This window comes from Brevibacillus sp. JNUCC-41, assembly GCF_014844095.1.
Taxonomy (GTDB): Bacteria; Bacillota; Bacilli; order Bacillales; family DSM-1321; genus Peribacillus; species Peribacillus aracenensis.
Genome location: NZ_CP062163.1, coordinates 5398717 through 5422543, shown reverse-complemented (window position 1 = coordinate 5422543; position 23827 = coordinate 5398717). Strand labels below are relative to the sequence as shown.

The 23827-nt window shown below is 41.6% G+C and carries 26 protein-coding genes and 1 other annotated feature; of the genes, 19 read left to right on the top strand and 7 right to left on the bottom strand.

Translation table 11 applies throughout. From position 1 onward, the window contains the following. Positions 1-83 precede the first annotated feature (83 nt). From JNUCC41_RS26225 to JNUCC41_RS26165, 13 genes are all read left to right on the top strand, one after another. Positions 84-227, top strand: a complete 144-nt coding sequence (locus JNUCC41_RS26225; protein WP_076365246.1) for a YqzL family protein — start codon at positions 84-86, stop codon at positions 225-227. A gap of 33 nt (positions 228-260) precedes the next feature. Next, a complete protein-coding gene (gene recO, locus JNUCC41_RS26220; protein WP_076365248.1) occupies positions 261-1013 on the top strand; it encodes a DNA repair protein RecO in 753 nt (250 codons plus the stop codon). Between the two features lie 58 nt (positions 1014-1071). After that, positions 1072-1248: a binding site (T-box leader), on the top strand. 99 nt (positions 1249-1347) lie between these two features. Further along, on the top strand, positions 1348-2244 hold the full coding sequence (glyQ, locus tag JNUCC41_RS26215) for a glycine--tRNA ligase subunit alpha (protein WP_034308488.1): 897 nt from the start codon (positions 1348-1350) through the stop codon (positions 2242-2244). Next, positions 2231-4300, top strand: coding sequence for a glycine--tRNA ligase subunit beta (gene glyS / locus JNUCC41_RS26210; protein ID WP_192205591.1), 2070 nt, complete (start codon positions 2231-2233; stop codon positions 4298-4300). Before glyQ ends, glyS begins: the two co-directional genes overlap by 14 nt. 161 nt (positions 4301-4461) lie before the next feature. Further along, on the top strand, positions 4462-5100 hold the full coding sequence (locus JNUCC41_RS26205; RefSeq protein ID WP_286182260.1) for a transcriptional regulator CcpN: 639 nt from the start codon (positions 4462-4464) through the stop codon (positions 5098-5100). Positions 5101-5116: 16 nt separating this feature from the next. Further along, positions 5117-5938, top strand: coding sequence for a pyruvate, water dikinase regulatory protein (locus JNUCC41_RS26200; protein ID WP_370662553.1), 822 nt, complete (start codon positions 5117-5119; stop codon positions 5936-5938). 512 nt (positions 5939-6450) lie between these two features. After that, positions 6451-6906, top strand: coding sequence for a YaiI/YqxD family protein (locus JNUCC41_RS26195; protein WP_144526817.1), 456 nt, complete (start codon positions 6451-6453; stop codon positions 6904-6906). Positions 6907-6959: 53 nt separating this feature from the next. Next, the gene (gene dnaG, locus JNUCC41_RS26190) at positions 6960-8765 is read left to right on the top strand and encodes a DNA primase (RefSeq protein ID WP_192208344.1); all 1806 of its coding nucleotides are present in this window, start codon (positions 6960-6962) and stop codon (positions 8763-8765) included. A gap of 35 nt (positions 8766-8800) precedes the next feature. Then, complete coding sequence (gene rpoD / locus JNUCC41_RS26185; protein ID WP_034308477.1) at positions 8801-9934, top strand: RNA polymerase sigma factor RpoD; 1134 nt, start codon at positions 8801-8803, stop codon at positions 9932-9934. A gap of 187 nt (positions 9935-10121) precedes the next feature. Next, the gene (locus JNUCC41_RS26180) at positions 10122-10652 is read left to right on the top strand and encodes a hypothetical protein (RefSeq protein ID WP_192205587.1); all 531 of its coding nucleotides are present in this window, start codon (positions 10122-10124) and stop codon (positions 10650-10652) included. A 221-nt stretch (positions 10653-10873) separates the two neighbouring features. After that, positions 10874-11242, top strand: a complete 369-nt coding sequence (gene cccA / locus JNUCC41_RS26175; RefSeq protein WP_192205585.1) for a cytochrome c550 — start codon at positions 10874-10876, stop codon at positions 11240-11242. A gap of 215 nt (positions 11243-11457) precedes the next feature. Continuing rightward, complete coding sequence (locus JNUCC41_RS26170) at positions 11458-12165, top strand: tRNA (adenine(22)-N(1))-methyltransferase (protein WP_192205583.1); 708 nt, start codon at positions 11458-11460, stop codon at positions 12163-12165. After that, the gene (locus JNUCC41_RS26165) at positions 12162-13280 is read left to right on the top strand and encodes a Nif3-like dinuclear metal center hexameric protein (RefSeq protein WP_192205581.1); all 1119 of its coding nucleotides are present in this window, start codon (positions 12162-12164) and stop codon (positions 13278-13280) included. The genes JNUCC41_RS26170 and JNUCC41_RS26165 overlap by 4 nt, the downstream gene beginning before the upstream one ends. Before the next feature lie 47 nt (positions 13281-13327). On the opposite strand, the gene JNUCC41_RS26160 is transcribed toward JNUCC41_RS26165, so the two are convergent. Beyond that, positions 13328-14272: a 4-hydroxy-3-methylbut-2-enyl diphosphate reductase gene (locus tag JNUCC41_RS26160; protein WP_192205573.1), complete on the bottom strand. Its 945-nt coding sequence runs from the start codon at positions 14270-14272 to the stop codon at positions 13328-13330. Between the two features lie 126 nt (positions 14273-14398). Further along, complete coding sequence (vrrA, locus tag JNUCC41_RS26155) at positions 14399-15085, bottom strand: VrrA/YqfQ family protein (protein ID WP_192205571.1); 687 nt, start codon at positions 15083-15085, stop codon at positions 14399-14401. Positions 15086-15476: 391 nt separating this feature from the next. Here vrrA and JNUCC41_RS26150 point away from each other — a divergent pair, with 391 nt between their 5' ends. Both JNUCC41_RS26150 and JNUCC41_RS26145 read left to right on the top strand, forming a co-directional pair. Then, positions 15477-16790: a DEAD/DEAH box helicase gene (locus JNUCC41_RS26150; protein ID WP_192205569.1), complete on the top strand. Its 1314-nt coding sequence runs from the start codon at positions 15477-15479 to the stop codon at positions 16788-16790. Between the two features lie 12 nt (positions 16791-16802). Next, positions 16803-17699, top strand: coding sequence for a deoxyribonuclease IV (locus JNUCC41_RS26145; RefSeq protein ID WP_192205567.1), 897 nt, complete (start codon positions 16803-16805; stop codon positions 17697-17699). Between the two features lie 98 nt (positions 17700-17797). Here the strand turns inward: JNUCC41_RS26145 and JNUCC41_RS26140 are convergent, their stop codons facing one another. Further along, a complete protein-coding gene (locus tag JNUCC41_RS26140; protein ID WP_192205565.1) occupies positions 17798-18058 on the bottom strand; it encodes a DUF2624 family protein in 261 nt (86 codons plus the stop codon). A 214-nt stretch (positions 18059-18272) separates the two neighbouring features. Between JNUCC41_RS26140 and JNUCC41_RS26135 the strand changes: the two genes are divergently transcribed. Genes JNUCC41_RS26135 through JNUCC41_RS26125 form a run of 3 tightly spaced genes read left to right on the top strand, consistent with a single transcriptional unit; the run spans position 18273 to position 20333 of the window. Beyond that, on the top strand, positions 18273-19037 hold the full coding sequence (locus JNUCC41_RS26135; RefSeq protein WP_192205563.1) for a metal ABC transporter ATP-binding protein: 765 nt from the start codon (positions 18273-18275) through the stop codon (positions 19035-19037). Positions 19038-19058: 21 nt separating this feature from the next. After that, positions 19059-19892 (top strand): metal ABC transporter permease, encoded by an 834-nt coding sequence (locus JNUCC41_RS26130; protein ID WP_192205561.1) that lies wholly within the window; start codon positions 19059-19061, stop codon positions 19890-19892. Between the two features lie 15 nt (positions 19893-19907). Then, entirely contained in the window at positions 19908-20333 is a 426-nt protein-coding gene (locus JNUCC41_RS26125; protein WP_034308449.1) for a Fur family transcriptional regulator, read from the top strand. A 37-nt stretch (positions 20334-20370) separates the two neighbouring features. Here JNUCC41_RS26125 and JNUCC41_RS26120 read toward each other — a convergent pair whose 3' ends face one another. Beyond that, positions 20371-20955, bottom strand: coding sequence for a 5' nucleotidase, NT5C type (locus JNUCC41_RS26120; RefSeq protein WP_192205559.1), 585 nt, complete (start codon positions 20953-20955; stop codon positions 20371-20373). Between the two features lie 167 nt (positions 20956-21122). Between JNUCC41_RS26120 and JNUCC41_RS26115 the strand changes: the two genes are divergently transcribed. After that, a complete protein-coding gene (locus JNUCC41_RS26115) occupies positions 21123-21593 on the top strand; it encodes a DUF4190 domain-containing protein (protein ID WP_228467466.1) in 471 nt (156 codons plus the stop codon). 64 nt (positions 21594-21657) lie between these two features. Here JNUCC41_RS26115 and ispG read toward each other — a convergent pair whose 3' ends face one another. From ispG to JNUCC41_RS26100, 3 genes are all read right to left on the bottom strand, one after another. Beyond that, on the bottom strand, positions 21658-22764 hold the full coding sequence (gene ispG / locus JNUCC41_RS26110; protein ID WP_228467712.1) for a flavodoxin-dependent (E)-4-hydroxy-3-methylbut-2-enyl-diphosphate synthase: 1107 nt from the start codon (positions 22762-22764) through the stop codon (positions 21658-21660). Positions 22765-22976: 212 nt separating this feature from the next. Further along, entirely contained in the window at positions 22977-23309 is a 333-nt protein-coding gene (locus tag JNUCC41_RS26105) for a LysM peptidoglycan-binding domain-containing protein (RefSeq protein WP_192205555.1), read from the bottom strand. Positions 23310-23430: 121 nt separating this feature from the next. Beyond that, entirely contained in the window at positions 23431-23556 is a 126-nt protein-coding gene (locus JNUCC41_RS26100) for an anti-repressor SinI family protein (protein WP_228467464.1), read from the bottom strand. Between the last annotated feature and the right edge of the window lie 271 nt (positions 23557-23827).

Here is a 23827-nt window from a genome sequence, read left to right as displayed (position 1 = left end):
GCTTCATGAAAGTTCGGAAAACGGTCAAGCTAACCATATGGTCGGATATTCATTGCTAGTTAAAAATGAAAGGTGGGCTTTATATGTTGGATTTTACCTGGGAGTTATTTACTGAAACAGGTAATGTGGACACCTATTTGCTGTTTAAGGAGATAGAAGTCGAGAGACAGGAAAGACACTTGGTATTGAACGATGAGCTAGCAGAAATTGATTTTCCTGTTTCATAGGTTAGTCTTGGCGAGCATGGGTGGTGTCTTGGTATGCTCCAAAAATGTGAGGGCATTGTCATAAGGCGAACTGCATATGGAGAAAATAACAAAATCATTACTATATATACCCGTGAGCTAGGAAAAATTGGCGTTATGGCTAGAGGAGCCAGTAAACCAAACAGCAGGCTTTCTGCCGTCACACAGCTTTTTTGCTCCGGGTATTTTCTTGTAACCACATCAACCGGACTCGGTAGTCTTCAGCAAGGCGAAATGGTCGATTCACTCCGTTTCATACGGGAGGATCTTTTTGCCACTGCTTATGCTTCATATATTGTTGAATTGCTTGATAAAAGCGTCGAGGATAAGAAGCCGAATCCGTATTTATATGAATTGCTTTCGCAAACCTTGCATTACATAAACGAGGAATATGACGCAGAGGTTTTGACATTCATTTTTGAAATGAAGATGCTGCCCGTAAATGGGATTAACCCAGTGCTGAATCAGTGTGCTGTATGTGGTGAAACGGAAGGGGAATTCTCCTTCTCGCTTCGGGAAGCGGGCTTTATCTGTCACCGCTGTCTGGGGAAAGACCCTTATCATTATAAAATTTCACCTGCAGCCGTCAAATTGCTTCGAATCTTTTATTATTTCGATTTATCAAGGCTCGGAAACATTTCCGTTAAGCCTGAAACGAAAAAAGAACTTCGGAAGATCATCGATGCATATTATGAGGAATATTCCGGTCTGCATTTGAAATCAAAAAAGTTCCTGAAACAGATTGATACGATGAAAGATATGTTTTAGGATCTGCCCTATTGACATTCCATGCTAGTTTGTATAAAATTCTAATCATCAAAATAAGAAGATTGCGTTGATGGAAAAGAGTATCTGTCATTCTCCATAAAAAGCGAACCCGGGACGGTGGAAGCCGGGGTATGGATTTACAGGGAAGGGCGTTTCCGGAGCATGTTGCTTTGAAAAGAGGCCGTTTTATAAACGGCAATTAGGGTGGAACCGCGGGTAAACTCTCGTCCCTATGCATTTCGCATAGGGACGGGAGTTTTTTGTTTGCCAAGATGTAATGGGTTCCTATTCCTTAATTTTATAAGAGCCGTTTTAAATAATCTGGAGGTGTACGATGAATATTCAAAATATGATTTTAACGTTACAAAAGCATTGGTCTGAACAAGGCTGCATATTGATGAATGCTTATGATGTAGAGAAAGGGGCAGGAACGATGAGCCCATACACGTTCCTGAGAGCCATTGGACCGGAGCCTTGGAGCGTTGCTTACGTGGAACCTTCCCGCCGTCCTGCTGACGGCCGTTATGGCGAGAACCCTAATCGACTGTATCAGCATCATCAGTTCCAAGTGATCATGAAGCCGTCGCCTGACAATATCCAAGAGTTATATTTGGATTCATTACGCGCATTAGGGATAAATCCGCTTGAGCATGATATTCGCTTTGTGGAGGACAACTGGGAAAATCCATCACTAGGGTGTGCTGGTCTAGGTTGGGAAGTATGGCTTGATGGAATGGAAATCACTCAATTTACATATTTCCAACAAGTGGGCGGCCTTGAGTGTAAGCCGGTTTCAGTGGAAATTACATACGGAATCGAACGTCTCGCCTCTTACATTCAAGATAAGGAAAATGTATTTGACCTAGAATGGACAGATGGATTCACAGTTCGGGATATATTTGGTCAGCCGGAATACGAACATTCGAAATATACGTTCGAAACCTCCGACCTTGATATGCTATTCCAGCTTTTCACGATGTATGAAAAGGAAGCGCATCGCCAAATGGAAGAAGGACTTGTACATCCTGCATATGATTATGTCTTGAAATGTTCACATACATTTAACCTTTTGGATGCCAAAGGTGCCATCTCGGTGACGGAAAGAACGGGTTATATTGCCCGTTGCCGTAACTTAGCGCGTAAGGTTGCCAAAACCTTCTATGAAGAGCGGGAAAAATTAGGCTTCCCGATCCTGAAAGTGAAAGGGGAGAATACAAATGAGCAAGCGTGATTTGTTATTGGAGATTGGATTGGAAGAGCTGCCTGCCCGTTTTGTGACAGCATCAATGAAACAATTGTCAGATAAAGTACAGCAATGGCTAACGGAAAAAGCGATTGAATTCGGAACGGTTGAAGCTTTTTCCACACCAAGACGTTTAGCTGTATTGGTGAAAGATGTGGAAGAATCCCAAAAGGATATCGAAGAAGAAGCAAAAGGTCCGGCTAAGAAAATCGCTTTGGACAGTGAAGGCAACTGGTCTAAAGCCGCATTGGGATTCGTCAGGGGTCAAGGCATGACTCCAGAGGACATTTATTTTAAAGAACTCAAGGGTGTGGAATATGCCCATGTGAATAAATTCATAAAAGGACAGCAGACTGCTCAGCTTTTATCTGAGCTTCAGGAAATCATCAGCGGCATGACTTTCCCGAAAAATATGCGCTGGGCCAATCAGGAGCTCCGCTTCGTCCGTCCGATTAAATGGCTGATTGCCTTATTCGGCAATGACATAGTTCCATTTAGCATTGCTGACGTGGAAACGGGCCGTGAAACAAAAGGACACCGTTTCTTGGGCAATAGCGCAATCATCGAGCAGCCGGAACGGTATGAAGATACGCTAAAAGAACAATTTATAATGGCGGATCCAGATAAACGCCGACAAGTTATATTGGATCAGATTAAAGAGCTTGAGCAGGAGAAAGGCTGGATCATCCCGGTCGATGAAGATCTGCTTGAAGAAGTCAATAATTTGGTAGAGTATCCAACGGTGTTATTTGGACATTTTGAAGAAGAATTCCTAGAGCTTCCTGCTGAGGTACTTATCACATCAATGAAGGAACACCAACGTTATTTCCCTGTTAAAGATAAGGACGGGAAACTGCTTGCTTACTTTGTAACCGTGCGTAACGGCGATGACCGTCATTTGGATAAGGTCTCTAAAGGGAATGAAAAAGTATTGCGTGCCCGCTTATCGGATGCAGCATTCTTCTATCAAGAAGATCAGAAAAAAGAGATTTCGGATGCTTTGAAAAAACTTGACAGCATCGTTTATCATGAAGAAATTGGTACATTGGCCGAGAAAACTGCCCGGGTAACTGCAGTGACCGGTGCCCTTGCGGATGCTTTGAATTTAAAGGCCGAAAAAGAAATGGCGCTTCGTACAGCGGCAATTGCCAAGTTCGATTTAGTGAGTCATATGGTTTATGAATTCCCTGAATTGCAAGGGTATATGGGTGAAAAATATGCTCTCCTAAAAGGGGAAGCCAAAGAAGTGGCCGCGGCTATCAATGAACATTATATGCCAAGACATGCGGATGACATTGTACCACCTTCAGTCATTGGTGCAGTTGTGAGTTTAGCTGAAAAAATTGATACTCTGTCTTCATTCTTCGCCATTGGTGTCATTCCGACAGGTTCCCAAGATCCTTACGCATTAAGAAGGCAGGCGAGCGGGGTCGTCCAAATCCTAGCTGAGAAAAAATGGGATATTCCTTTAGAGGAGCTTATTGTTTTAGGCCTTAAAGGACTGGAATCAAAAGGCATCTTAAAACGTGATCTTGAAGAAGTTAAAGCGGATATGTTCATATTCTTTAAAGCCCGTGTCAAACACCTGCTTCAAGAACAGCAAATCCGTTACGATCTGATTGATGCAGTTCTGTTCAATGAGATCGGCTATATCCATTCCATCGTGGAACGTGCACATGTCTTGAATGCGAAAAAAGACGAAGCTGGCTTTAAAGAAAGTTTGGAAGCTTTGAGTCGCGTCATGAACATTGCCGTGAAATGTGACAAAAAGGTAACTGTCGACCCTAATGCCTTTGAGAATGATCAAGAGAATGCGTTATACGTAAAATATCAAAAAGTGGCAAAGCGTTATTTGGAATCCAAAGATGAGAATGAGCGGTTTGAACAGCTTGTTTCGCTTCAAACGGAAATAGAGTCATATTTCGAGAATACAATGGTCATGGCAGAGGATGAAGCAATCCGTAATAACCGTTTATCCTTAATGAAGGAAATCAGTGATTTAGTTGCAGGTTTTGCTGCCATGAATAAAATCATCCTTACATGATCGAAAGGATGTATGGAAATCGGAAACCCTTTAATAAGAGCTTCCGATTTCTTCAAAAGATAAATGGTCAATAAATAGGACAAAAATGCCCTAATTAAATAATTTAGTATATAATTATTAAATGAACAACTTTTGTTACTTTACTCTGCGAAAGCAGTGGGGTGGTGATTATAATCCAATTGAATAAGCGTCAGGAACATATTTTACAAATCGTAAAAGAAAACGGACCGATTACTGGAGAGCATATTGCGGATAGATTGAACCTTACCAGGGCGACACTTCGTCCAGATCTAGCGATTTTAACGATGGCAGGTTTTCTTGATGCCAGGCCCCGGGTGGGGTATTTCTATACAGGCAGGTCAGGGACACAGCTTTTGACAGATAGCCTCAACCATCTTTATGTACGAGACTACCAATCGATACCTGTCGTTGTTGACGAGGGCATTTCCGTATATGATGCAATAGTCATGATGTTTTTAGAAGATGTCGGAACAATGTTCGTCGTCGATAAGCATGCATTGCTTGTTGGTGTCTTATCAAGGAAAGACTTGTTGCGTGCGAGTATTGGGAAACAAGAGCTTAACTCCATTCCAGTCAACATCATCATGACTAGGATGCCCAATATTACCATGTGTTCAAAAGAAGACCTGTTGATTGATGTTGCCAAAAAATTGATTGATAAACAAATCGACTCATTACCGGTCGTCAAAGACACAGAAAAAGGCTATGAAGTAATTGGAAGGATTACAAAAACCAATATTACGAAAGCATTCGTAGCTTTGGCTGATGAAGGCTATTAGGGGGCTTGCAAAAGGAATGACGGAGAATATGAACGGTTCTATTATATATGTTGTATCGGATTCAGTAGGGGAAACAGCGGAATTGGTTACAAAAGCCGCTGCAAGCCAGTTCTCGGGATCTGCTTTTTCCATAAAGAGAATTCCGTATATTGAAGATGAACAAAATGTGGATGAAGTGATATCACTGGCTAAGTTGGATGGGGCGATCATTGCTTATACTCTTGTCAAGCCAGCCATTAGAGCGTATATGAAAGCACAGGTCGAGAAAGAAAACCTGTCTGCTTATGACATTTTAGGGCCGCTCATGGACATCCTTCAGGAAAGGGCGCCAAAAGGGCCGCTTAATGAGCCTGGTCTGGTGAGAAAGCTGGATGATGACTATTTCAAGCGTGTGGAAGCCATTGAATTTGCTGTAAAATATGATGATGGACGTGACCCACGGGGCATTTTACGTGCAGATATCGTCCTTGTGGGTGTTTCGCGCACTTCCAAAACACCATTATCACAGTATTTAGCCCACAAGCGCTATAAAGTGGCGAACGTACCTTTAGTGCCTGAAGTGGAACCTCCAGAAGAGCTGTTCCTGGTACCTCCTGAAAAATGCATCGGTTTAAAGATCAGCCCGGAAAAGCTGAACCATATTCGTAAAGAACGATTAAAGTCACTTGGGCTCAATGATCATGCCATTTACGCAAATGTGGAGCGAATAAAAGAAGAATTGACATACTTTGATACAATCATATCAAGGTTGAACTGTCCTATCATTGATGTAACCAATAAGGCTGTCGAAGAAACAGCCAATTTGATAATCAATATCCTTCAAAATAAAAACCGTTGATCCTTATAATTAAGGCAAATTAAAATGTGAGCTAGACACTCTATGTGTCAGCTCACATTTTAATGCCAAGGTCGAAAAAGGGAATAACAAGAATAAGTTCAAAATAATTACATAAAATTCCTCTAGTTTCCAAGTGCAATCCGCTGATTTGCATGAAAAAACATTCAGAATTTAAATGTTGGCATCTTCTAATCAAATAGACTATAATAAAAAATTGTGAGAAAAAAGTAATCTTAAGGTTTAGACTTAATTAATAAGGAATAAACTAAAGGTTAATGAGATGTCAAGGTTTTTATTGTAAAAATAATTCGACATGTTCCGTATAATTCAGGAAGGGCTGGTCTTTTTCAAGGCAAAAGAGGTGCTTTCACTTAAATAAGCAGGTATTCTTTGGAGAATGATTTGTGCTCTTTTTAGAGGGAATCCTCTGAATCAATGCTGAAAATTCACCATATCTTCATAAATTTTAGGGGAGAAAAAGGATTATGCAGAAAGATGTAGAATTAGAAGGTATGAATAATAAACCTACGATACACGTCGATGCCGATGCATGCCCGGTGAAAGACGAAATCCTTCATTGTGCAAATTTGCACGATGTTGAAGTCTGTTTTGTTGCATCATATAAAAATATGATGAATAACCCTGAAGGTAAATGGGTTTATGTCGATGCAGACAAAGAAGCGGCAGATCTTTATATAGTAAACTCAGTAAAAAAGGGTGATATTGTCGTTACAGCAGATATTGGTTTGGCTGGGACCCTGCTTCCTAAAAACGTTTATGTCCTTTCGCCAAGGGGAAAAGAATACACTGACGAGAATATTTTCATGCTCTTGGATATGCGTTATCAGTCGGCGAAACTCCGCAGGCAGGGTAAGCATACGAAAGGGCCGAAAGCATTCACAAAGGAAGATCGTGCATGTTTTACAAATAAACTTATGAAAACATTGTCGAACTTTGCAGGGAATTAGGAAACAGTATCGAATTAAAAAAACTATCACCAATATTGCAAGGTGGAAAAATGATAAATGGCCGTATAGAAGATGAGAAAATTAATCAAATTCGCGAAGCTGTTGACATTGTAGATTTAATTGGGGAGTATGTCCAGCTGAAGAAGCAGGGGCGCAATTACTTTGGCCTATGTCCATTTCATGGTGAAAACTCGCCCTCGTTTTCCGTTTCAACGGAAAAACAAATTTTTCACTGTTTTGGTTGCGGGGCAGGCGGGAATATTTTCACCTTCTTGATGGATATAGAAGGCTACAGCTTTGTGGAATCTGCAAAAGTTTTAGCTGAAAAAGGAAATGTTCCTTTGGATGTTGAAATCAATAAGGATTCCAAGCGATCTAACATGCCGGCAGGCTCTCAGCAAATGATTGAAGCCCATGACCTGCTGAGGAAGTTTTATCATCATCTCCTCGTTAATACGAAAGAGGGGCAGGATGCTCTCGAATATTTACTTAAACGCGGGTTTACTGAAGAAACGATAGAAAAGTTCCAAATTGGCTACTCTTTGGATTCATGGGACTTCGTGTCCAAATTCCTTTTAAAACGCGGGTTTCCAGCGGAATACATGGAGCAGGCAGGGCTTATTATTTACAGGGAAAAAGACGAGTCATATTTTGACCGTTTCAGAAATAGAGTCATGTTTCCAATTATGGATCATCAAGGAAATACGATTGCGTTTTCAGGAAGAGCGATGGGGGACGATGAGCCCAAATATTTGAATAGTCCTGAAACGCCAATCTTTAATAAAAGTAAAACTTTATATAATTTCCATCATGCAAGACCACACATACGAAAGAAAGAACAAGCTGTCATTTTTGAGGGCTTTGCCGATTGCATTTCAGCAGTTGGCGCAGGTGTGGAGAATGCGGTCGCTACAATGGGCACTGCCCTGACGGACCAGCATATCCAGCTTTTAAAAAGAAATACTGACCAGATACTTATTTGCTACGATTCGGACTCTGCGGGATTGAACGCCGCCAATCGTGCAGTTAATATGTTACAGGACCATGAGTTTTCCGTGAAAGTCGCTCTCATGCCTGATAACTTGGACCCCGATGACTACATAAAGGAATTCGGTGAAAAAAGCTTTGTTTCTGAAGTAATAGGGGCCAGTTTAACCTACATGGCATTCAAAATGCATTATTTGCGTCGAGGGAAAAATGTAAATAATGAAGGAGATCGAATTCAATATATCGAAGAAGTCCTTAAAGAAATTTCGCGATTGCCCAATGCAGTGGAGAGGGATCATTATCTCCGGCAGCTATCCTCTGAATTTTCCCTTTCATTGGATGCGCTGGAACAGCAGCAGCGTCAGGTGTTCTTTACGGAACGCAAGAAGGGGACACTGCCGCAGCCAGCAGCTCCAAAGAAGATGGCCCTGCAATATGAGCATAAGTTAAAGCCTGCTCACCATAATGCTGAAATGAAGTTGATTGCCCATATGCTAAAAAGCAGGGATATGACATTCAAAATTCAGCAGTTGCTTGGTCAAACGGTCTTTCATGTAGATGAACATCAGGCAATCATCACCTATTTATATGCGTTCTATGAAGATGGACACGAACCGGATACAAGCTTTTTCCTTACTTATTTACCGGATCCAAACTTGAGAAGGATCGTTTCTGAAATAGAAATGATGTCAGTGAATGAGGAAGTTACCGATAAAGAACTGACCGATTGTATAAATCAAGTGTTGAAATATGAAAAGTTGTTAAAGATAAAAGAAAAACAAGTTGAAGAAAAAGATGCAGTTAGACGAAGTGATTATGTCACTGCTGCACAAATTGCCATGGAAATCATTAAATTGCGTAAAATGTTGTAGTCGTTTAGGTGTAAGTCCTGGAAGGAGGGGAACTAATGGCTGAAAAACCAGCACGTTCCAAACAAGTTGATAATGAATTTAGCCTTGAACAGGTGAAAGAAAAATTACTAGAGCTAGGTAAAAAACGGGGCTCTTTGACTTTAGAAAAAATTGCTGAAATGATTGGCGGTTTTGAGTTGGATTCCGATCAAATGGATGAGTTCTATGAGGTGTTAGCAGAAAATGGCGTCGAAATACTCACTGATGGTGAGGAAGACGAAGATGAAGACGATCCTGATGAGAAGAAACTTGCAAAAGAAGAAGAGTTTGACTTAAATGATTTAAGTGTTCCTCCTGGCGTTAAAATTAATGACCCAGTACGCATGTATTTAAAGGAAATTGGTCGGGTCGACCTTTTATCGGCAGAAGAGGAAATATCTCTGGCGACGAGAATTGAAGATGGAGATGAAGAAGCGAAACGCCGTTTGGCAGAAGCTAACCTTCGTCTTGTTGTCAGTATCGCCAAGCGCTATGTCGGACGCGGAATGCTTTTCCTTGATTTGATTCAGGAAGGTAATATGGGCCTTATCAAAGCAGTGGAAAAATTTGATTACCGCAAGGGATTCAAGTTCAGTACGTATGCAACATGGTGGATTCGCCAAGCGATAACCCGTGCCATTGCCGACCAAGCAAGAACGATCCGGATACCGGTGCATATGGTGGAAACCATCAATAAATTGATCCGTGTCCAAAGACAGCTTCTTCAGGATTTAGGACGTGAACCTTCTCCGGAAGAAATTGCGGAGGATATGGACTTAACACCTGAAAAAGTTCGTGAAATCTTGAAAATAGCTCAGGAGCCTGTTTCATTGGAAACGCCAATAGGTGAAGAGGACGATTCACATTTAGGTGATTTCATTGAAGATCAGGATGCGACTTCCCCATCGGAACATGCAGCATATGAACTTTTGAAAGAACAGCTTGAAGACGTATTGGATACTCTTACAGACCGTGAAGAGAACGTCTTGAGACTCCGCTTTGGACTTGATGATGGCCGCACCCGTACTCTTGAAGAGGTGGGTAAAGTGTTTGGGGTAACCCGCGAGCGTATCCGTCAAATCGAAGCGAAGGCGCTACGTAAACTGAGACATCCAAGCCGCAGCAAACGCTTGAAAGATTTCCTGGAATAGAATTTATATGTCCTTTACAGAGCCCTCTTTGAATGCCTAGCGTTCGGGAGCGGCTCTTTTTTTAAATTTTAATGTAAAAATATCCTTGAAAGAACAATACTTATCCGTTTTTCCGTATAATGGAATCGGAAACAATTTGCATAACTAAAAAGCTAAGCCGTTAAAAAGTGAAGAGGAAGTGAGATCCATGGATGAGATGAGAAAGAAAATCATCATTCAAGAAATAAACTCCTGGAAGGAAAGCCGTATGCTTCCAGAACAATATTGTAATTACCTGCTTGCATTATACTCTCAAGGCGAACAGCCGCCATCTAAATCGATTAAAACCGAGAGCAAAAAAAACGGCATCTTTTCAGGGATGTTGATTGGGGTCCTTTTTGCATTTATTGTATTTTTGAATTATTTTACTGAAATACCCATAAGAATGCAAATGCTTATGACAACAATTTCAATACTTGTCTTTTGGCTGGCGGTCCGACGCTTTATCGGCAGGAAAATCATTTTTCAAATGTCGTTGATGGGAATGGTGCTATCATTGCTTTTACTAACCATCAGTTTTGCGGAATTCATGGCACCCGGCAAAGTAGGTATCCTTTATATTTTCTTGTTCATTAATTGCGGACTCTGGATACTAATTGGCAAAAAACTGAAGCTGCTCCATTTTTCCATAGCGGGGGGCCTGGGAGCACTTGTCATTCTTTACTTTTTATTAATATAACCAGCGGTTTTAAATGATGAATTTAGGGTATTATGAGCATATGTAAGAAAAAGTAAAATGTTTGGAAATATACATAAGTTTTTGACAATTTTAAGAAATTATATAATATCTTCTATTTTTGGGCTTTTACTTGAAACTCTTTTCAAGTAAAATAATATATAGTTGTTTGTATATAATATTAATTATGGTAAGTTTAGGTTCTACATAGGGGAGGAAATACTATGAATCGCAATCCAGTAATGCCTTTTATTATTATCATGGTTTTTGGTATTGGACTTATGTTTTTACTTTCGTTTAAAGGTTTGGGTGATGCCAAAGATCTTGCTAAGGAAAAAGAGGGCGGCGAAAAGACAGAAGAAACAGAAAATGCCTCAGCATCACCTGAGGACATTTATAAGCAAAACTGTATCTCTTGTCATGGTGACGCCTATCAAGGCGGTGTAGGGCCTGCTCTAAAAGGAGTAGGCGATCGTCTGTCGGTGGACGAGGTTAAAGAAGTGATCACTAATGGACGAGGTGCAATGCCGTCAGGTCTAGTCGAAGAACAGAATATTGACGCCATGGCCGAATATATTCATGGACTGAAATAAGTCATGAAACTGACTCAAGAAATCGTTGGAAAGCGAGCTCTTTGAGTCAGTTTTTCATTTTTCGGAAAAGGGAGATTCCAGATGGAAGATTTCTTTTGCCAACTGATAGAAAGGGCCCCATTTCTCCTATCTGTAATTTTTCGATTGAACTTGGTATAATCGAATGGGAAACTTATTATAGTAAGACATTATTTGAATTAAGAGAGTTGATAAATATGAATCATGAAAAACTATCGATGAGATTAGAACGTGTAGCCATACATATACCAAAAGGAAGCATTCTAGCAGATATAGGTTCAGACCATGCTTACTTACCGTGCTATGCGGTGACTAACGGCTTGTGTGACAGCGCTATAGCAGGTGAGGTTGTAGAAGGTCCCTATCAGTCAGCACGCAAGCAAGTGGCAATGACGGGGCTTGGGGACAAGATAGAAGTCCGTAAAGGAGACGGGCTTGAAGTATTGAATCCTGATGAAGCGACATGCATTACGATTGCAGGAATGGGTGGGACGTTAATATCAAGTATATTGGAAAGCGGAAAAGGAAAACTCGGCAAGGCAGAAAGACTTATCCTTCAGCCTAATGTAGGTGCAGCGAATGTTCGCAGCTGGCTAATCGAAAACGGCTGGGAACTTAGTGGAGAGGAAATCCTTGAAGAAGATGGGAAAATCTACGAGATCTTAATTGCCAAAAAAGGAGAACCGCTCCGCCCTTATGGGGTGAACAAGCAAGCCGGCCTCACTTTCGGTCCATATTTAAGAGAGCAATTCAGTGACATTTTCATAAAAAAATGGCAGCTTGAGAAAAAACATTTGGAAAGAATCATCGAACAATTGGATGAAAGCGGAAGAAGCGGACTGGAAACGAAGCGCAATGAATTAAGATCTCAGATTTCAGTAATTGAGGAGGTGCTTAAAGGGTGAAGACAGTGAATGGCCACGAAATCATTGAAACGTTTGAACAATTCTCCCCAAAGCATTATGCAATGGAGGGAGATCCAATCGGGCTGCATGTCGGGCAGCTCAATAAGCCGGTTACTAAAGTGCTGATTGCCCTTGATGTGCTGGAAGAGGTTGTAGACGAAGCGATAGAACACGGAGTGGAATTGATCATCGCCCATCATCCGCTTATTTACCGACCATTGAAACGGATCGATACAAACGCAGCTGGAGGCCGCATCATCGAAAAGCTGATTAAACATGATATCGCTGTTTATGCTGCACATACCAATTTGGATGTTGCTAAGGGCGGAGTGAATGATTTACTTGCCGAAGCGCTACAATTGCAGGATACAGAGGTATTGATTCCGACTTACGAGACAGCCCTAAAGAAATTGGTCGTATATGTTCCAAAGACTGACGAACAAAAGGTGAGGGAAGCCTTAGGCAAGGCAGGGGCCGGAGCGATCGGGAACTATAGCAATTGTTCGTTTTCCGGGGAAGGGACCGGACGCTTCTTGCCAGGTGAAGGCAGTGAACCGGTAATTGGCTCTAAAGGTAAGCTTGAAGAGGTAGCTGAAATGAGGATTGAAACGATATTCCCGGAAAATATCGAGAAGAAAGTGCTAGCTGCGATGATTAAAGCCCATCCATATGAAGAAGTTGCTCACGATATTTATAAACTGGAGAACAAAGGTGAGTCTCTTGGCTTAGGAAAGATTGGTGTACTTGCTGAAGAGATGACACTCGAACAATTTTCTGAACATGTGAAGCGGACTCTCGATGTTGAAAAGGTGCGTATCGTTGGAGATTTGCAAAGTCCGATAAAAAAAGTGGCCGTTTTGGGCGGAGACGGCAATAAATACTTTACGACAGCGAAATTCAAGGGGGCTGATGTTTACGTTACAGGTGATATGTATTACCATACAGCCCATGACGCGATGATGATTGGATTGAATATTGTGGATCCGGGCCACAATGTTGAAAAGGTGATGAAAAAAGGTGTTGCACGAATCCTTGAAAAAATGTGCCGCGAAAAGAACTACGATGTTGAATTCATTCCATCCCGGATGAATACAGACCCTTTCCGCTTCATTTAAATAACACGAAAAAGGCAGCCCTTAGTGGCTGCCTTTGTTTTGTGCAATCATTTCTTCACTTTAATCTTTGGTAAAATCTTATGCAATGGCGTTTTCTTTTCGGTATTCCAAGTCGATTCATCATTTGCTTCATATTGCTCTAGAAATGTGATGACTTCCTTCGTGATCGGAGTTGGTGTAGAAGCCCCCGAAGTGACGGCAACCGTTTCTGCATCCTTTAGCCATTCAAGGTTCAGCTCGGAAATGTCGGCGATTCGATAAGCTCTCGTGCCGGCAATCTCTTGGGATACTTGTGCAAGACGGTTTGAATTATTACTCTTGGGATCTCCGACAACGATTAATACATCAGCTTCGCCAGCTTGCTCGGCAACCGCTTCTTGGCGAACCTGTGTCGCTAAACAAATTTCCTTATGGACTTCGGCATGCGGGAACTTTTCCTTGACCTTATCCATGATATCCAAAACATCCCATTGGCTCATCGTTGTTTGATTGGTGACGATGATCTTATCACTATTCAAATTCAAGGCTTCCACGTCTTCATCCTTTTGAACCAGGTGAACGACATCAGGGGCAACACCGACAGCACCTTCTGGTTCCGGATGGCCTTTTTTGCCTATATAAATGATTTGATAGCCTTCCGCTTGTTTTTCCCGAATTAAGTCATGTGTTGCCGTAACATCAGGACATGTTGCATCAAGTGTCACGAGCCCTTTTTTCTCAGCGATCTTCCTAATCTCAGGTGAAACGCCGTGAGCAGTAAAGATGACGGTTCCGCTGTCTACCTGTTCGATGATATCGTTGCGGTTGCTTCCATCCAACGTGATGATGCCTTCTTCTTCGAACGCATCCGTCACATGTTTGTTATGCACGATCATTCCTAAAATGTAAATAGGACGTGGCAAGGTTTTATCTAAAGCCGCATTTCGGGCGATGACCATGGCATCGACAACGCCATAACAATAGCCGCGCGGGGAAATTTTAATCACTTTCATCTATGTGTCCTCCTTCAAGGCAAGAAACTCCCACTTTTTATACCTTTCTATTATATAAGACCATAGATGATATTACAAAACATCATATTTACATAAAATCAGTTATTGGAAAAATTTTTTCAGACATTATATATAAAGCTTGGGCCCGGATGATCTTTCCCTTTTCGTTTCGGTACGAACTTGGGCGATGGGGCTAGCTTCTTTAGCTTTATCTTTTTTCTTCGAATCCGTTTTTACCTCAATGCTTTTTTGTTCCTCAACCTTTGGCTCGCTTTCAACGGTAGCTCCCGCATCCTTGGTCTCATCGGCTGATGATATGCTCCTGAAAACTTTCCACATGGAAGGCAGATTTTTAATCACTGGCCCGTATTGTTCCACCATGGGCGTGAATTGTTCCGCGGCCTGCAACACTTTTTGCGTGTTGGAAAGCATATTATTAAGCGAATCAGGGTTTTTTAATGTTTCTAAAATACCGCCTCCACTGCTTCTTGAAGAACTTTTGTTAGTGGAAGCGGCTGGCGCAAACAAATTGGGGGAAGCTCCTTTTTGTTTCGACTTACCGAGTATTTTTGACAATAGCCCCTCTTTCTTTGCTGGCGGCATTTCCTGCCGCTGCGGTTGGGAGAAAGGGCCTCGGAAACCTTGAGGTCCCTGTGGCATCTGCTGTCTGTTTTGGACCATTGGCCGCTGCATCTGCTGATAAGGATGGGGAATTTGCCGTGGCTGTCTGAAAGGAGCAGGTTGCTGCTGCATCCTTCCGCCATTGGGTGGCTGAAAACCGGGTCCGGGTTGACGATTTTTATTTGGGAACATAGGTTTCACCTCCTCAGTTTTTATATGCGATGTACTCTTCTATATAAATTATGCAATTCGGCAAAAAAGGTTTGAGGAAAGAGTGACTGGGCAGTTGTGAAGTAACCGGAAAGAAGGTAAGATGGTAACGGTAGTCTTTTTAGCTCCATGTCTGCGGGGGATACGCTATGACCAGGACAGGGGCTTTTCGTTTGCAAGAGTCCATTTTAAGAGAACTAACCTCAGCGCCTAGCTCGTTGTGAAAAAGAAGATTGCCCTCACAAGGCAAAAAGCGCCTTATGGGGCAATCCCTATTTTCTTCACGAGCAACCCAGGCGCTTGCGCTTTTTGTGTAAAATTTATTATAATAACAGGACATGTCTAATGACTGACAGGATAAAGGAGTTTTTTGATGAAACAAAATCAATTTGAACGATTTAATTTGAAAAGCTACATTCTAGATGCGGTTCGTACTTTAGGGTTCGATAAGCCGACGGAAATTCAAGAGCGCGTGCTTCCGTCGCTTTTAAAGGGAAGTAGCTTAATTGGCCAGTCGCAAACAGGTACAGGAAAGACACATTCCTATTTGCTGCCGATCATGAACAGGCTTGATGCTGGTAAAAATGAGGTTCAAGCGATTATTTCCGCACCAACCCGTGAGTTAGCGAACCAAATCTACAAAGAAGCTTTGAAAATTGCTGACCATTTCCCTGAGGATAAGCAGATTCAAGTCCGTTGTTTCATCGGTGGCACTGATAAACAGCGAATGATAGATAAATTGAAGACACAGCCACAATTGGTAATTGGTACGCCGGGCCGGATCAAGGACTTGGTTGAAGCTCAGGCATTACAGGTGTATACAGCTAAAATGCTTGTAGTCGATGAGGCGGACCTTATGCTAGACATGGGATTCATTGAAGATGTCGATTTATTTGCTTCACGTATGGCTGAAAAAATTCAAATGCTTGTCTTTTCGGCAACCATTCCAGAAAAATTGAAGCCGTTTTTGAATAAATATATGGAGAATCCAAAGTATGTTCAAGTGAATCCCAAGCAGGCGACAGCTTCGAAAATTGAACATGTTCTTATACCGCTTCGCCACCGTAACAAAGAGCAGTTACTTCATGATATCATCGTTCGTTATAATCCATATTTGGCGATTGTTTTCACGAACACAAAGAAAATGGCGGATCATGTGGCTAATTCCTTGAGCGAAAAAGGATTGAATGTCGGCCGTATTCATGGGGATTTAACGCCTCGTGAGCGTAAAAAAATGATGAAGCAAATCAATGATTTGGAGTATCAATTCATTGTTGCGACAGATCTGGCATCACGTGGAATCGATATCGAAGGTGTAAGTCATATCATTAACTATGAATTGCCTTCAGACTTGGACTTTTATATCCATAGGACGGGTAGGACCGCTCGTGCAGGATATTCAGGAATTGCCACTTCCATATACGATACTTCCGATGAAGATTCATTGAACCGCCTCGAAAAAATGGGCATTCAGTTCCGTGATGCCGATATCCAAAACGGTGATTGGGTTGATATCGACGAACGTAATAAACGAAAAAACCGTAAAAAACAAAAATCTGATATTGATGTTAAAGCGAGCAGGCACGTCAAGAAGCCAACTAAAGTCAAGCCAGGATACAAGAAGAAAATTCAACGAGATGTGGAAAACTTTAAAAAACGCGAACGTCGTATACAGAGAAAGAAATAGGGGAGAATTCAGATGCTGAAGATTGGATCGCATGTTTCAATGAGCGGGAAAGGTATGCTTCTTGCTGCGAGTCAAGAAGCGGCTTCGTATGGCTCCAACACATTCATGATCTATACAGGGGCCCCTCAAAACACAAGACGTAAAAAAATCGAGGATTTAAATATCGAAGCCGGAAGACTGCATATGGAGGAGAATGGAATCAGCGATATCGTAGTCCATGCTCCATATATCATTAATATAGGAAATACCACGAATCCAGCCACATATGAGCTTGGAGTCAACTTTTTACGCAGCGAAATCGACCGGACCGAAGCGATTGGCGCAAGGCAAATCGTACTTCATCCAGGTGCTCATGTTGGTGCAGGCAGTGAACTGGGGATCAAGAGAATCATTGAAGGTTTGAATGAAGTGCTGACTGCCGACGATAAAGTTCAGATTGCCCTTGAAACGATGGCGGGTAAAGGTTCTGAATGTGGCAGGTCTTTCGAGGAGCTGGCGATGATCATTGATGGTGTAACCCATAATGAAAAATTATCGGTATGCTTCGATACTTGCCATACTCATGATGCAGGTTATAACATCATCGAGGATTTTGATGGCGTACTGAATGAATTCGATAAATTGGTCGGTGTTGACCGTATCAAGGTCCTTCATATAAACGATAGCAAAAATGAACGCGGCACCCGTAAGGACCGCCATGAAAACATTGGATTTGGTCATATCGGCTTTAAGGCGTTGAATGAAATTGTGCACCATCCTCAATTAAGCACTGTTCCGAAAATCCTGGAAACACCTTATGTAGGGGAAGACAAAAAAGACAAAAGGGCACCTTATAAATTCGAAATTGATATGTTCAAGAATAATCAATTTGAAGAAGATTTATTGGAAAAGATCAGGTTCCAACAATAATCATTATAGAAAAGGACGATTCATTGAAATGAAGATGAATCGTCCTTTCATTTTGCATTGGGATTAAGTATGCTCAAATAGCAACAGGCTTAAGATCTTTAAAAAGTGGAAGTAAGGTTGTTGAAGAGGGCTTCTATCTCCCTGGCTGTGCTTGCACCGGCAACTTTTGTAATTTGACCAAGTACGTTCTGTCTTTGACGTATATCAAAAATGTTAATATTTTTACCGGCTAGAAGTGCAGTGATATCCTGTGCCTGTTTTTGAGTGAGTGCAACCTTATGCTGTTTAGCAAGGGAAAGCAGTTCACCGGGGCGTATATTGTTGATTTTATGATTGACCATCATTTCAAATAATTTCAAACGATCTCCTCCTTTGTTAAAACATATGAAGGAGGTAGACGGATGTGAACATGAAACTTCGTTTTGGTTACGGTAAATTGGTTCAGGTGACATTTTTTTGTGATTCGGGGTGTATCGGCACATGTTAAGAAGACCGGATTCTTTACAACTGGACTTCTTTGATTTATACTAACGATTGTTAATCGTAATGATTCTTAAAAAATAGGTGATCTCTTTGGACAATGTAGTAAACCCCATAGTTAAATTTGAAGATATATCTTACAAATATACAAAAGATCTAGTGCTGGAACATGTTTCACTTGAAATTCCCAGAGGGGCCTTCTTAGCTATCGTTGGGCCGAATGGATCCGGTAAGTCAACGCTTTTGAAGTTGTTGCTTGGTCTGTTTAAGCTCCAAAAGGGGAAAATTCAAATATTCGGGGAAGACATACGACGCTTTAAAGATTGGCAAAAGGTCGGGTTCGTTTCCCAAAAGGCGAATTCCTTCAACTCAGGATTCCCTGCCACTGTTTTTGAAGTGGTTCAGAGCGGTTTGACCAAAAAAATTGGCTTGTTTAAGTTTGCAGGCAAAGAGGATAAGCAAAAGGTGAAGAAGGCTCTGGAATCCGTGGATATGCTTGATTATCAGAACCGTAATATCGGGGAATTGTCCGGAGGCCAACAGCAAAGGGTATTCATTGCCCGTTCACTGGTCAGCGAACCGGAATTGATGATATTGGATGAACCTACGGTTGGCGTTGATTCAAAAAACGTCCATCAATTTTATGAAATGCTTGAGATGTTGAATGAAAAATTAGGAATAACCCTGATTTTAGTAACACATGATGTTGGTACTGTGACCGATAAAGTCACGCATGTCGCCTGCTTGAATAAAAAGCTTCATTTTCATGGGGATGCCCGTGAATATAATGAATTGGATGAAGGTGAGCTTTCGTCCATTTATGGACATGGGGTCCAATTTTTAAATCATGATCATTAATATGTTTTGGAGGATAGCCCAATGATATCGGGGATATTGCAATTTGAATTTTTGCAGAACGCATTCTTGACCGGAATCATCATCGGAGCGATTGCGCCATTAGTGGGCGTTTTTGTCGTGGTAAGGCGGATGTCGATGATTTCCGATGCGCTCAGTCATGTAGCGCTTGCTGGTATAGCGTTTAGTTTATTGCTGCAGAAGAGCTTTTTATCTTTAGCAGGATTGAATCCACTTTATATTGGAATGGCGTTTTCTGTAGGTGGTTCATTATTCATTGAAAAATTAAGAGGGGTGTACAAGCATTACCAAGAGCTTGCAATCCCGATCATCATGTCCGGAGGCATGGGTCTTAGTGTCATTTTCATATCCATTGCAGATGGTTTCAATACCGATTTATATGGTTATTTATTCGGCAGTGTCAGCGCCGTCAGCCGGGCGGACATGTATGTCATTTTGGCAGTGGGGTTAGTCGTAGCCTTGATGCTTACCTTATTGTATAAAGAATTATTTCTGTTATCTTTTGACGAAGAGCATGCCAAAGCGTCTGGAATACCGTATAAAGCGATACATTTTATTTTCATTGTCATGGTCGCATTGGTCATTGCGGCTTCCATGAAAATCATTGGCATATTACTTGTTTCTTCGCTTATGACGCTCCCGGTAGCAGCTAGCCTCCGTTTTGCGAAGGGCTTTAAGCAGATGATCGGTTATTCGGTATTATTCGGTGAAGTTTCTGTCATTGGCGGATTATTCTTATCATACAACCTTGACCTCGCTCCTGGTGGGACCATTGTAATAATAGCTGTACTAATTCTCATCTTGTCAATTTTGTTTGATAAGTGGAAAAATCGATAGATGGGGTGATGTATTTTGAACGTAACTACTGCCATGCAACTTTTAAAAGATAAAGGTTTTAAGCATACAGGAAAGAGGGAAGAAATGCTTCAGCTTTTCTCTTCCAGTGATAAATATTTAACGGCCAAAGATGTATTGGAGAATATGAAGCAGGATTATCCAGGATTAAGCTTCGATACGATTTACAGGAACCTTTCCTTATTTGTCGAACTTGGCATCTTTGAAGCGACCGAGTTGGAAGGGGAAAAGCGTTTTCGTTTTACATGCGGTCATTCTTCCCACCATCACCATTTCATCTGTTTGAATTGTGGAAAAACGAAAGAAATCGAACTGTGCCCGATGCAGGAACTTCAGGAAAGCCTGAAGGACTACGATGTTTCGGGGCATAAATTTGAAATTTACGGACGCTGTCCCGCATGTAGCGTATCTTTGGAAGCATAAAAACCATTGACCTCCAGTCAATGGTTTTTTTCTTGTCTCATTTTATACTAGCCACTTTCCCTGACATCCAATTATTTACCCAGGCTGAGGCTTCTTGCCAATTGTTGACCCGAATCACCCTTTCAGGCACGGGATCTTGGTTGTAGGGGGTATTAAATAAAATTACGGGTATTTTACACTCTTCTGAAATCGCCACTGCGTTATCGTGCTTGTCCTCTAAAAAGAGTTCGACTTCGAATTTTTTGGCTGCAGCAATCTTATCATGTGAACCAACAAGTTCTATCTGATCATATAGGACTTGATTAGTCGAGAACCAATCCTTCGTTACATCCAATAGACGGGTGCTCCTGGCACTGATGAAGTAAAGGTTGGCTTGTTCTGTCCATTTTTCCAATACATCTTTCGCACCCTCAGCCAATAATGATTCGGAATAGATGAGTGGCTCGGTCTCAATGAACCATTTAGTGAAATCCTCTTTTGGAACATTCACGAAAGGGAATAAGTCATATTCGGTAATGTCTTCATAAGCTAAATTCAGCTGAAAAGCTTTATTTAAAAAGGGGACCATGGAATCAGGTCTTGTGACAGTCCCATCTATATCGATGCCAAAACGTTTTTTCATGATGAATCTCTCCTCATTTTCAATACTTGTATTAGTGTAACATATCCCCTCAGAGCTTTGGTAAAAACCCATATTTATTTCCAAGACATGAAACCATTTTCACGATGGTTCCTGTAATTTTTACATACACTATAAATGCTTCACAAACGAAAGTGAGGGATGCGCGAATGGAAAAAGATCAATACTCCAGTATCGACGATGAAATGCAATTGGCGAAAGAGGGCAGTGAACCAACCGTTGTGGATGATCAGCATCATGAACGGTATTATAATGAAGATGCACCTGAAGATGACAGGCGATATGAGAGTCGTGGGTCCATAACGAATATGGATAACCGGTATCAGGAAGAAACGTCTGCCGAAATTTCAACACCACCTCAGCGAATCGGGTCCTATAGAAAAGATGAACCTGCAGAGGATAATGGTTCGGGGGATGTGGCATCAAGAGGAAAAGCGATTGGTGTCATATCATTGATCATCTCCATTTTATCGTTATTCATGATGCCTTTCATTTTAGGGATTGTAGGTATCATTGTAGGAATAGTGGCCAGAAGCCGTGGATCGAACCTAGGTACCTGGGCCATCGGCATAGGTGCAGTCTCTATCATCGTTGCTATATTCATCCTGCCGTTCTTTTAGCATCAAAGGGTTTTTCAAATAAACCAAAAAAATCCCGATCATGAAAATTCGGGATTTTTTTGGTTTATTTATTTAGTGTAGCTGCAGCTTCGGCTCTTTGTTTTTCATAGTACTCTTCAGCGATTTTGTCAATTTCCTTTTTAAGTTCCTCGACCATCGTCTCTTCAGGCACTTTACGTACGATTTGACCTTTTCTAAACAGTAAACCTTCACCTCGGGCCCCGGCAATGCCGATATCAGCCTCACGGGCTTCTCCAGGGCCGTTTACCGCACAACCAAGCACTGATACCTTGATTGGTGCTTTAATCGTCTGGATGTACTCTTCAACTTCATTGGCGATGGATATCAAATCAATCTCGATTCGGCCGCAAGTAGGGCAGGAAATTAAAGTGGCCATGTTAGACGCAAGACCAAATACTTTTAGAAGCTCCCTTGCCACCTTCACCTCTTCGACAGGATCGGCACTTAAGGAAACACGCATCGTGCTCCCGATTCCTTGACTTAGGATGGCACCTAGTCCGGCAGCGCTTTTTACGGTCCCGGAGAACAGTGTTCCTGATTCCGTAATTCCAAGATGTAAAGGATAATCGAATGCTTTTGAAGCTTTTTCATATGCTTCAATGGCTAAATTGACATCGGAAGCTTTCATGGAAACGATAATGTCATGAAAATCGAGGTCTTCCAGGATCTTGATATGGTGTAAAGCACTTTCCACCATTCCATCAGCAGTCGGGAAGCCATATTTCTCGATGATTTTCTTCTCGAGAGAACCAGCATTTACCCCGATTCGGATTGGGATTCCTTTAGCCTTTGCAGCTTTCACGACTGCTTCAACCTTTTCACGGCGTCCGATGTTACCAGGATTTATCCTGATTTTATCCGCTCCGCCTTCAATGGCCTTCAGAGCAAGTTTGTAATCGAAATGAATATCAACTACTAGAGGGATGTTTATCCGTTTTTTTATCTCAGAGATTGCATCAGCTGCCCTTTCATCCGGACAGGCGACACGTACGATTTGACATCCCGCTTCTTCAAGACGAAGGATTTCTGCAACCGTTGCTTCAACATCATGTGTTTTTGTCGTTGTCATGCTTTGTACGATAACTTCATTATTGCCGCCAATCGTTAAGTTTCCGACTTTAATTGGCCGCGTCTTGGTGCGATGTATGATTTCACTCAAGTGGAATTCTCTCCTTTAGGAAAAAATCAGTTTTGATTTTTAATTTGCTTCTCTGAAATATTGTATCAATGTACATACCGCTTGACAAGGAAATAGGACTCATAATCTTTTTTCAATATGAGATATTTCCTATTTCAGGATATACCTGGTGCTTGGAAATCCACTTTAATGGTTCTTGTGAAGGCTCAGACCCCTTTTGACAGTTATTTATAAACGGGTATCTTATATGTTTTGCCAATCTGCATATTTTCGGGTTTCAATCCTTCATTCAAACTTTGAAAGTCAGCGATGATCGTTTCGATTGGCTGATTGGATCCGTCTTTTTCCGTTTCAACAATGGAGAGTAAGGTATCCCCGGGTTTCATGGTGATTTCTTTATAAGCGGCAGATGGTGCGGATGCTGGCTGGCTGGCCGGCACGGCCGGTTCGCCTGTAGAGGCCGGTGGATGGGAAGCCGGCAGGGTACCCGTAGTCAAATCAAAATAAATAATGAATAAAGTGAAACAGAATGAGATAAAAAGCAGTAGCCGTTTCAATTTTCCATCCTCCCAAGCTTGTCTTTAATTCATCATACTTGGAGGGAACAAAAAATATGCCTAAAAATGGGCGTTTTTTTTAATGGAATGTGGGATTGACCAATCATATTTTCTATTTTGGTTAAGGAACATCCTTAATATTTGAATGTGTACTAAGAAAGGAGCGAATTTCCTTTAGGGTCAGGCCGATCTTTTTTGCCTCCATTATGAGTAACAACCACTGTACATCAATATGACTCTCCTTCACGTCTATCACCTCTTTAATACTATTTCAACCATAAGTATAGGAATAACTTGGTGAGCATTTTGTCGAATTAAGTAGATATAAAAAATGATTACTGTAGTCATATGAGGGAAAGGCACGGATTAATTGATTTTATACACGAGCAAAAAGATCCGGACCAGGTGCGTCGGATCTTGGTTTGGAGGCTAATGGGTTCTATCTAAATTTAACAAGTTGATAGAACCCTCAGGAGCAAAGAGAACCGCCAGCAGAAAGTCAGTGTCCTACGTTCCAA

What these genes read in the sequence shown, in the direction of transcription:
- JNUCC41_RS26225 (WP_076365246.1), top strand. Translation starts at nt 84, where the DNA reads ATGTTGGATTTTACCTGGGAGTTATTTACTGAAACAGGTAATGTGGAC.
- recO (WP_076365248.1), top strand. Translation starts at nt 261, where the DNA reads ATGCTCCAAAAATGTGAGGGCATTGTCATAAGGCGAACTGCATATGGA.
- glyQ (WP_034308488.1), top strand. Translation starts at nt 1,348, where the DNA reads ATGAATATTCAAAATATGATTTTAACGTTACAAAAGCATTGGTCTGAA.
- glyS (WP_192205591.1), top strand. Translation starts at nt 2,231, where the DNA reads ATGAGCAAGCGTGATTTGTTATTGGAGATTGGATTGGAAGAGCTGCCT.
- JNUCC41_RS26200 (WP_370662553.1), top strand. Translation starts at nt 5,117, where the DNA reads ATGACGGAGAATATGAACGGTTCTATTATATATGTTGTATCGGATTCA.
- JNUCC41_RS26195 (WP_144526817.1), top strand. Translation starts at nt 6,451, where the DNA reads ATGAATAATAAACCTACGATACACGTCGATGCCGATGCATGCCCGGTG.
- rpoD (WP_034308477.1), top strand. Translation starts at nt 8,801, where the DNA reads ATGGCTGAAAAACCAGCACGTTCCAAACAAGTTGATAATGAATTTAGC.
- JNUCC41_RS26180 (WP_192205587.1), top strand. Translation starts at nt 10,122, where the DNA reads ATGGATGAGATGAGAAAGAAAATCATCATTCAAGAAATAAACTCCTGG.
- cccA (WP_192205585.1), top strand. Translation starts at nt 10,874, where the DNA reads ATGAATCGCAATCCAGTAATGCCTTTTATTATTATCATGGTTTTTGGT.
- JNUCC41_RS26170 (WP_192205583.1), top strand. Translation starts at nt 11,458, where the DNA reads ATGAATCATGAAAAACTATCGATGAGATTAGAACGTGTAGCCATACAT.
- JNUCC41_RS26160 (WP_192205573.1), bottom strand. Translation starts at nt 14,272, where the DNA reads ATGAAAGTGATTAAAATTTCCCCGCGCGGCTATTGTTATGGCGTTGTC.
- vrrA (WP_192205571.1), bottom strand. Translation starts at nt 15,085, where the DNA reads ATGTTCCCAAATAAAAATCGTCAACCCGGACCCGGTTTTCAGCCACCC.
- JNUCC41_RS26150 (WP_192205569.1), top strand. Translation starts at nt 15,477, where the DNA reads ATGAAACAAAATCAATTTGAACGATTTAATTTGAAAAGCTACATTCTA.
- JNUCC41_RS26145 (WP_192205567.1), top strand. Translation starts at nt 16,803, where the DNA reads ATGCTGAAGATTGGATCGCATGTTTCAATGAGCGGGAAAGGTATGCTT.
- JNUCC41_RS26130 (WP_192205561.1), top strand. Translation starts at nt 19,059, where the DNA reads ATGATATCGGGGATATTGCAATTTGAATTTTTGCAGAACGCATTCTTG.
- JNUCC41_RS26120 (WP_192205559.1), bottom strand. Translation starts at nt 20,955, where the DNA reads ATGAAAAAACGTTTTGGCATCGATATAGATGGGACTGTCACAAGACCT.
- JNUCC41_RS26115 (WP_228467466.1), top strand. Translation starts at nt 21,123, where the DNA reads ATGGAAAAAGATCAATACTCCAGTATCGACGATGAAATGCAATTGGCG.